The following is an 8,448-nucleotide window of genomic DNA, read 5'->3' as shown; positions in this document are numbered from 1 at the left end:
GACCACCACAGACGGAAGAATGTGATGATCAGCACAATTCGATCACCGAAACAATTTCGGTGATCGCACCAAAAATAATTGGCACTGACATTCATCGGCACACTGTTGAGTTCTCAAAGAACACGCACACACCGTTGATCTCGGACAATTGTCCGTTCTCTCGGGGGTTACTTGCTCGTTCTCGCAACCACTTTCGGAAGTGGTGCGGCCTCCAACCTTACCAGAAGATTGACGGCCGGTGAAACTTTCAGGCGCCTTCGTCCAACCTCGTTGTCCCTGACCTTGCGGTCCGGGTCGGTGTCCGTGTCGCTCTGACCTGGAATAAGTTACGCGACTGTGAACGGACTGCCAAACCCGCTGGTAGAACGGTTTCCATCCGGCATTCACCCAGGTCACGCTCCCGATACCGGCCCGTCCGCGAACAGTTCGGCCTTGGTGACGCGCAGCACAGCACTGCAGGACGTCCCGCCGAAGGATGCCAACGCTCGACGAACAACCCGATATCGCAGGGGATTTCGATGTTCAACGGACGTGGCGCACCTTCAAAGCCGCGGGTTTCATCGCGCATGATGTGGATACCGGCAGCGCCGTATACCTTGGACGCACAGATGTCGGTGGGACCGTTGGGCGATCAGGTGTTCGCCGACCGTCACCTTCCAAGGTCAGAAGGTTTCCCCGTTCGAGGGGACGGAGTGGATGTCAGTCCTCGCTACCGACACGCTCGATGCTTCCTCCGAGCTCGCTCAGGATCTCCACGAACCTCGGATACCCGCGATCTATGTGATAGACGTCGTGGACCTCGGTCACGCCATCGGCGCACAGACCCGCGAGGACGAGTCCCGCTCCGGCACGGATGTCCGATGCCCACACGGGGGCGCTCGACAGTTCTTCGACGCCCCGTACGACAGCGTGGTGTCCGTCGGTACGCGCGTCTGCACCGAGGCGGATCATCTCCTCGACAAATCGGAAGCGCGCTTCGAAGACGTTCTCGGTGATCATCGACGTTCCGTCGGCGACCGCGGCCAGTCCGATCGCCATCGGCTGAAGGTCGGTCGGAAACCCCGGGTACGGCAGCGTCGCGAAGTTGACCGCGCGAGGCCGGTCGTTCTGGACCACGTGGAACCCGTCCATGTGCGGTGTCACCTCCGCACCTGCACCCCGAAGTTTCTCGAGGACCAATGCGAGATGCTTCGGGTTCACTCCGCGCACGACCATGTCGCCCCGGGTCATGACTGCGGCGATTCCCCATGTGGCCGCCACGATACGATCGCCGATGCACCGATGCGTAGCGGGCTGAAGCGAAGGCACACCCACGATATGAAGCGTCGTGCTTCCGGCGCCGGTGATTCGTGCACCCATCTGGACCAGCATCGTGCACAGATCGACAATCTCGGGTTCACGAGCTGCATTGTCGATCGTGGTCTCTCCCTTGGCCAGAACAGCAGCCATGAGGATGTTCTCGGTCGCGCCGACAGACGGGAACGCCAACCGGATCGCAGCGCCGCGCAGATCCTCGGCCTCGGCCACCACACATCCGTGCTCGATCGAGCTTTGTGCACCGAGGAGCCGAAGCCCTGTCTGGTGCATATCGAGAGGACGGGAGCCGATCGCATCGCCACCGGGCAGTGCCACTACCGCGCGCCTGCACCGCGCGACCAACGGACCGAGCACGCACACGGATGCGCGGAACTGCCGAACCGCAGCGAAGTCAGCGTGGTATTCGGGTTGCGCAGGCGTCGTGATGCGAACTTCGTCGCCCTCGAGCACTACCTCGCAGCCGAGTCCGCGCAGCACATCGGCCATCAGGGGGACGTCGAGGATGTCCGGGCAATTCGTGATCGTGCTGGTGCCCTCGGCCAGAAGGGCCGCTGCCATCAGTTTGAGCACACTGTTCTTGGCACCGCCGACACGGACGTCACCGACCAGCCGGCTACCGCCGGTCACAAGAAAGCGTTCACTCACAACGACACAGCGTAACCAGGTCACTCCGACTGCATCGGAGCCGGTACCGTGGCGGCCATGGCTGTCCACCTCACAAGGATCTACACCCGCACCGGCGACGACGGAACTACGGGCCTCAGCGACTTCTCCCGAGTATCGAAGAACGACGCACGGTTGGTCGCGTATGCCGACTGCGACGAGACCAATGCGGCTTTGGGTGTAGCGCTCGCACTCGGGTCCGTTCCGGACCGTCTGGTCCCGGTAATCCAGCAGATCCAGAACGATCTGTTCGACGCAGGCGCCGACCTGTCCACTCCGGTCGTCGAAGACCCCAAGTATCCGCCGCTGCGGATCACACAGGAGTACATCGACCGACTCGAACGCTGGTGCGACGAATTCAACGAGGAGCTCGAACCGCTGAATTCGTTCATTCTTCCCGGGGGCACTGCAGCAGCAGCGCTACTGCACACGGCACGCACTGTGGCACGCCGCGCGGAACGAGCAGCGTGGGCTGCAGTCGACGCCGCGCCGGACACCACGAGTGTTCTCCCCGCGAAGTACCTAAACCGGCTGTCCGACCTTTTGTTCATTCTCAGCCGGATCACCAATCCGGATGGTGACGTGCTCTGGAAGCCCGGCGCGGGAGCCTAAGGGCAGGCTCACCCGAGGCGGCGGCGCTGCGAACGTTCGTCCGGCCTGGACTCGAGCCAGGACAGGAACGCCGTGCGTGCGCCGCTGTCGAGTGCCACCTCGAAATTGCTGTCATTGTCGACGATGTCGAGAATGACGATGTCGTCGGTCATGATGTCGAATTCGCTGCCCTCAGGAGAACGTCGGGACCGCACATCGATGCCCTGGCGACTCATTCGCGAATCCGGGCCCGGCTTGATGCTCGAAAGCTTGTAGAAGACGAGTGTGTTGTCGCCGTAGCGGATGATCCCGTGTCTCCAGCCGGAACCACTGCTGCGTGGCATGACACGCACGATTGCGGCGGTACCACCGCGACGCAACTTGATGAAGCGAAAAAGAAGAGCCGCGACGGCAGCCGCGAGCAGCAACACCAGGATGATGAGAACGATCATTCCTACTGACACTGCTCGTCGGCTCCGTCGCGGCTTTCCTTGTTGTCTTGCTCAGGCTCGCTCGACGGCGCGCAAGCGCCCCTTGGCCACCGCGATCTCGGCCTCGTCCTGGCTCTCGGCCAGAACGGCCTTGGCCGCCTCGACGTCGATGGTCTCCACCAGATCTGCAGATTCCGCCAGCACGGTAACCGTCGTCGCGGTCACCGAAAGGAACCCACCGTGCACCGCGAGGACGATACGCTCGCCGTCCGCGGTCTTGATGGACACGACGCCACCTTCGACGAGCTGGCCGAGGACCGGCTCGTGACCGGCCATCACGCCGATCTCACCTTCGGTGGTCTGAGCGGTGACCAGCGTCGCCGTCCCGGACCACAGGCGCTCCTCGACAGCGACGACGTCCACGGTCATTTCAGCCATCGCGGCCTACTTCCCGGCGATCTTCTTGGCTGCGGCCTCGACGTCGTCGAGTCCACCGCAGCTGTTGAACGCCTGCTCGGGCAGGTGATCGAACTCGCCCTTGCAGACGCGGTCGAACGCCTCGATGGTGTCGGCCAGCGGCACGACCGAACCCGGCTGGCCGGTGAACTTCTCAGCGACGATGAAGTTCTGGCCGAGGAACTTCTGAAGACGACGTGCACGGTTGACCGTGACCTTGTCCTCTTCGGAGAGCTCGTCCATACCGAGGATGGCGATGATGTCCTGCAGTTCCTTGTACTTCTGCAGGATCCGCTTGACCTCGTTGGCCACGCGGAAGTGGTCCGCCCCGACGATGCCGGGCTCGAGGATTCGCGAGGTCGACGTCAGCGGGTCCACAGCGGGGTAGATACCCATCTGCGAAATCGGACGCGAGAGCTCGGTGGTCGCATCGAGGTGCGCGAACGTGGTCGCGGGCGCCGGGTCGGTGTAGTCGTCGGCGGGGACGTAGATCGCCTGCAGCGAGGTGATCGAGCGACCACGGGTCGAGGTGATGCGCTCCTGGAGCTCACCCATCTCGTCAGCCAGCGTCGGCTGGTAACCCACGGCGGAAGGCATACGACCGAGAAGGGTCGACACCTCCGAACCGGCCTGGGTGAAACGGAAGATGTTGTCGATGAACAGCAGGACGTCCTGGCCCTGAACATCGCGGAAGTACTCCGCCATGGTCAGCGCGGACAGGGCGACGCGCATACGCGTTCCCGGCGGCTCGTCCATCTGGCCGAAGACGAGGGCCGTGTCCTGAAGGACGCCCATCTCTTCCATCTCGAGGTGGAGGTCGGTGCCTTCACGGGTGCGCTCGCCGACGCCGGCGAACACCGACGTACCGGAGAACTCACGCGCGATACGGGTGATCATCTCCTGGATCAGAACGGTCTTGCCGACACCGGCACCACCGAACAGACCGATCTTGCCGCCCTTGACGTACGGGGTGAGCAGGTCGATGACCTTGATACCGGTCTCGAGGATCTCGGTCTTGCCCTCGAGCTGATCGAAGGCCGGGGGCTTGCGGTGGATGCCCCACTGCTCGCCATCACGACCGGTGCCCGGCGCGTCGAGGCAGTCGCCCAGCGCGTTGAACACGTGGCCCTTGACGACGTCGCCGACGGGCACGGAGATCGGACGGCCGGAGTCGGTGACGGCTGCGCCGCGCACCAGGCCGTCGGTCGGCTGCATCGAGATCGTGCGGACCAGGTTGTCACCCAGGTGCTGCGCGACCTCGAGGGTCAGGGTCTTCGCCACGGACGGCAGAGTGACCTCTGCGTGCAGGGCGTTGAACAGCTCGGGCACGGCGCCACGCGGGAACTCCACGTCGACGACGGCGCCGATGACGCGGACGACGCGCCCGGCAAGGGCCGACGCCGCACCGGCGTTGTTGTCGGTAACTGCTGCGGTCATTGTGGTTCAGTCACTTCCTGCACTCGAGGCGAGCGCACCGGCACCGCCGACGATCTCGCTGATTTCCTGGGTGATCTGGGCCTGGCGGGCCTGGTTGGCCTGACGGCTGAGGGTGTTCACCAGTTCCGTGGCGTTGTCGGTCGCGGCCTTCATCGCGGTACGACGGGCAGCCGACTCGGAGGCTGCTGCGTCCAGCAGCGACGCGAAGATTCGCGTGCTGATGTACTTCGGCAGAAGCGCGGCAAGGAGCGTGCCGGCTTCGGGCTCGAAGTTGTAGTCGGGCCGAGGTCCGGAGTCACGATGACCGTCGCTGAGCATGTCTTCGCCCAGTTCGATCTCGTCCTCGGTGACGCTCACCTCGAGAGGCGCCATGCGACGCACCTCGGGGGTCTGGGTCAGCATGGACACGAACCGGGTGTAGACGATGTGAAGCTCGTCGACGCCCTCGATGGTGCCGTCTCCATTCGGAGCGGGAACCTCGGAACCGGAACCGGCCATGAACAGCTCGACCAGATGCCGGCTTGCCTTCGCGGCGTCGGTGTACCGGGGCTCCTGCGAGAACCCCGTCCACGCACCGGCAACCGCACGCTCACGGAACGTGTAGAACGCCAGACCTTTACCGCCCAGCACATACAGCACGGGCTCTTTGCCCTCGCTGATCAGCAACTGGCGAAGCTCCTCCGCCTCCTTGAGGACGTTGGAGTTGTAACCACCGGCCATACCGCGGTCACTGGTCACGACCAGCACTGCGGCACGCTTCGGGTTCTCGCGCTCGTTGAGCAGGGGGTGATCCAACGACGCGGACGCGCTCGCCAGTTCCGAGAGGACCTTGGTGATCTCCTCGGCGTACGGCTTGGATGCTGCCACTCGGGCCTGAGCCTTCGTGATGCGCGACGTCGCGATCAGTTCCTGCGCCTTGGTGATCTTCTTGGTCGAGTTGACCGACTTGATCCGCGAGCGGAGCTCACGCAAGTTCGCCATTCGTCGATCACACTCCCTTCACTGGACGCTGGGTCATGGTCTCCACGCTCACTTGCGTACGGAGGTGCGCTTGACGGAGACCTGCTCCTGCTCGACCTCGTCGGCTCCGAGAGCCTCGGCCTCGGGGTCGTTCACGACGCGGCTGCCGTCGGAGGCGATGAAGCCTTCCTTGAACTTCTCGGTTGCTGCCTTGAAGGCGTCGGCGGACTCGTCGGTCAGTGCCTTGCCGCCGGCGATCTGCTCGTAGGCGCCTGCAGCGTTGCGGTGCAGGTCCTCGAGAAGCTCAGCCTCGAAGCGACGGATGTCGGCGACCGGGACGGAGTCGAAGACACCTTCACCGGCGAGGTAGATCGAGACGATCTGGTCCTCGACAGCGATCGGCGAATACTGGTCCTGCTTGAGCAGCTCGACCAGTCGCTGGCCGCGCTCGAGCTGAGCCTTGGAGGCAGCGTCGAGGTCGGATGCGAAGGCAGCGAAGCCTTCGAGCTCACGGAACTGCGCGAGCTCGAGACGGAGCGAGCCGGAGACCTTCTTCATGCCCTTGGTCTGTGCGGCACCACCGACACGGGAGACCGAGATACCGACGTTGATCGCCGGACGGACGCCCTTGTTGAAGAGGTCGGACTCGAGGAAGACCTGGCCGTCGGTGATGGAGATGACGTTGGTCGGGATGTATGCCGAGACGTCGTTCGCCTTGGTCTCGATGATCGGCAGAGCCGTCAGTGAGCCGCCACCGAGTTCGTCGGAAAGCTTGGCGGAGCGCTCGAGCAGACGCGAGTGCAGGTAGAAGACGTCACCGGGGTAAGCCTCACGTCCCGGCGGGCGACGCAGCAGCAGGGAGATGGCACGGTAGGCCTCGGCCTGCTTGGTGAGGTCGTCGAACACCACGAGGACGTGCTTGCCCTGGTACATCCAGTGCTGGCCGAGAGCCGAGCCGGTGTAGGGGGCGAGCCACTTGAAGCCGGCGGAGTCGGAGGCCGGAGCCGCGACGATGGTGGTGTACTCCATCGCGCCGTTCTCCTCGAGGGCCTGCTTGACGCCCGCGATGGTCGAACCCTTCTGACCGATTGCGACGTAGATGCAGCGGACCTGCTGCTTCGGGTCGCCCGTCTCCCAGTTCGCCTTCTGGTTCAGGATCGCGTCGATGCAGACGGCGGTCTTGCCCGTCTTGCGGTCGCCGATGACGAGCTGACGCTGGCCACGGCCGATCGGGGTCATCGCGTCGATGGCCTTGATGCCTGTCTGGAGCGGCTCCTCGACGGGCTGACGCTCCAGAACGGTCGCTGCCTGCAGCTCGAGGGCGCGGGTCTCGTCGGCTTCGATGTCGCCGAGGCCGTCGATCGGCTGACCGAGCGGGTTCACGACACGTCCGAGGAAGTTGTCGCTCACCGGCACCGACAGAACGTCGCCGGTCCGCTTGACTTCCTGGCCTTCCGCGATGCCCTGGAAGTCACCAAGGATCACGGCACCGATTTCGGTTGCCTCGAGGTTGAGGGCCACGCCCAGCACGCCACCGGGGAACTCCAGCAGCTCGTTGGCCATCGCCGACGGCAGACCGCTGATGTGCGCGATGCCGTCACTGGTGTCGACGACGACGCCGACCTCCTCGCGGGAGGCCTCCGGGGAGTAGCTCGCGGTGTAATTGTCAATCGCGCTACGGATCTCGTCGGAGGAGATCGTCAGCTCCGCCATGTTCTTCCTGCTCTCGGTATCTGGTCTTCGAAAAGATCTAGGTGTGTGTTCGGAAGTGGACTACGTGAGGCTCTTGCGCACTGCCGCGAGTCGCCCCGCCGCCGTACCGTCGATGACCTCGTCGCCCACCCGGACGACCAATCCACTGAGAAGCTCGGGATCGACCTCGACGTGCACCGTCACAGGCTTCCCGTAGACGCGGGTCAGCGTCGCAGCAAGCCGGTCCGACTGCTCTCCGGTGAGAGCGGCCGCGCTGCGCACATGGGCCACGGCCCGGTCGCGCTGCGTCGCGGCAAGTGCCGACAACTCGTCGAACGTGTCGGCCGGGGACGCCTTCAGGCGGCCGACCGCATGGACAGCGAGAGTCGAGGTGATCGCCGTCGACTTGCCGTAGAGCAGACGCGACAGGAGCTCGCGCTTGGCCTCCACCGACGTGTTCCGATCGGAGAGAGCCTGCTCGAGTTCGCCGTTGCCTGCAACGATGCGGCCGAGCCGGAAGAGCTCGTCCTCGACGGTGTCGAGCTGGTCCTGGTTTGCTGCTGCCTGGAGCAGGGCCTCACGACCGAGCTGCACGAGCGAGTTGGTCAGGTCGGATTGCGCCGACCAGTCCTTGCCCACCGCGGCTTTCACGGTCGCGAGAGCTGCGGCCGAAACCTTGCTCCCGAAGACCTGCTCGGCCAACGTCTCGCGGACGGCAGCGGGGGCCGAGGCGTCGGCCAGCGCACCGCGAAGGGTTCGCTGGCTGTCGAGCGCCTCGACCACCGAGAGCAGTTCCGAGCCGGCCTGAGCCGCAGCGGCAGTCTCGGCACCCGAGCCCAAGGCGGACTGCAGTGCGGACCGCGTATGAGCGAGTGCCTCACGGCTTGCTGCGTACATTGTG

The 8,448-nt window shown here is 64.4% G+C and carries 8 protein-coding genes; 1 reads left to right on the top strand and 7 read right to left on the bottom strand.

From position 1 onward, the window contains the following. Positions 1-699 precede the first annotated feature (699 nt). A complete protein-coding gene (gene murA, locus HCA61_RS19740; RefSeq protein WP_169689884.1) occupies positions 700-1,962 on the bottom strand; it encodes a UDP-N-acetylglucosamine 1-carboxyvinyltransferase in 1,263 nt (420 codons plus the stop codon). A 57-nt stretch (positions 1,963-2,019) separates the two neighbouring features. On the opposite strand from murA, the gene HCA61_RS19735 reads away from it, so the two are divergent. Next, positions 2,020-2,592 (top strand): cob(I)yrinic acid a,c-diamide adenosyltransferase, encoded by a 573-nt coding sequence (locus HCA61_RS19735; protein ID WP_169689883.1) that lies wholly within the window; start codon positions 2,020-2,022, stop codon positions 2,590-2,592. Positions 2,593-2,600: 8 nt separating this feature from the next. Here HCA61_RS19735 and HCA61_RS19730 read toward each other — a convergent pair whose 3' ends face one another. The 6 genes from HCA61_RS19730 to HCA61_RS19705 are packed head-to-tail and all read right to left on the bottom strand — an operon-like array spanning position 2,601 to position 8,444. After that, a complete protein-coding gene (locus HCA61_RS19730; RefSeq protein WP_169689882.1) occupies positions 2,601-3,023 on the bottom strand; it encodes a DUF2550 domain-containing protein in 423 nt (140 codons plus the stop codon). A 51-nt stretch (positions 3,024-3,074) separates the two neighbouring features. Beyond that, positions 3,075-3,440 (bottom strand): F0F1 ATP synthase subunit epsilon, encoded by a 366-nt coding sequence (locus tag HCA61_RS19725; protein WP_169689881.1) that lies wholly within the window; start codon positions 3,438-3,440, stop codon positions 3,075-3,077. Positions 3,441-3,446: 6 nt separating this feature from the next. Continuing rightward, positions 3,447-4,895 (bottom strand): F0F1 ATP synthase subunit beta, encoded by a 1,449-nt coding sequence (gene atpD / locus HCA61_RS19720; RefSeq protein WP_169689880.1) that lies wholly within the window; start codon positions 4,893-4,895, stop codon positions 3,447-3,449. A gap of 6 nt (positions 4,896-4,901) precedes the next feature. Further along, entirely contained in the window at positions 4,902-5,876 is a 975-nt protein-coding gene (locus HCA61_RS19715) for a F0F1 ATP synthase subunit gamma (protein WP_169689879.1), read from the bottom strand. A 48-nt stretch (positions 5,877-5,924) separates the two neighbouring features. Continuing rightward, the gene (gene atpA, locus HCA61_RS19710; RefSeq protein WP_169689878.1) at positions 5,925-7,568 is read right to left on the bottom strand and encodes a F0F1 ATP synthase subunit alpha; all 1,644 of its coding nucleotides are present in this window, start codon (positions 7,566-7,568) and stop codon (positions 5,925-5,927) included. Positions 7,569-7,628: 60 nt separating this feature from the next. After that, positions 7,629-8,444, bottom strand: a complete 816-nt coding sequence (locus HCA61_RS19705) for a F0F1 ATP synthase subunit delta (RefSeq protein WP_169689912.1) — start codon at positions 8,442-8,444, stop codon at positions 7,629-7,631. Between the last annotated feature and the right edge of the window lie 4 nt (positions 8,445-8,448).

This window comes from Rhodococcus sp. HNM0563, from assembly GCF_012726195.1.
Taxonomy (GTDB): domain Bacteria; phylum Actinomycetota; class Actinomycetes; order Mycobacteriales; family Mycobacteriaceae; genus Rhodococcus.
Note: the sequence above shows the minus strand (reverse complement) of the source record. Positions and strands in the feature narration are given on the sequence as shown.

What these genes read in the sequence shown, in the direction of transcription:
- HCA61_RS19735 (WP_169689883.1), top strand. Translation starts at nt 2,020, where the DNA reads ATGGCTGTCCACCTCACAAGGATCTACACCCGCACCGGCGACGACGGA.
- atpA (WP_169689878.1), bottom strand. Translation starts at nt 7,568, where the DNA reads ATGGCGGAGCTGACGATCTCCTCCGACGAGATCCGTAGCGCGATTGAC.
- HCA61_RS19730 (WP_169689882.1), bottom strand. Translation starts at nt 3,023, where the DNA reads ATGATCGTTCTCATCATCCTGGTGTTGCTGCTCGCGGCTGCCGTCGCG.
- HCA61_RS19725 (WP_169689881.1), bottom strand. Translation starts at nt 3,440, where the DNA reads ATGGCTGAAATGACCGTGGACGTCGTCGCTGTCGAGGAGCGCCTGTGG.
- HCA61_RS19705 (WP_169689912.1), bottom strand. Translation starts at nt 8,444, where the DNA reads ATGTACGCAGCAAGCCGTGAGGCACTCGCTCATACGCGGTCCGCACTG.
- HCA61_RS19715 (WP_169689879.1), bottom strand. Translation starts at nt 5,876, where the DNA reads ATGGCGAACTTGCGTGAGCTCCGCTCGCGGATCAAGTCGGTCAACTCG.
- atpD (WP_169689880.1), bottom strand. Translation starts at nt 4,895, where the DNA reads ATGACCGCAGCAGTTACCGACAACAACGCCGGTGCGGCGTCGGCCCTT.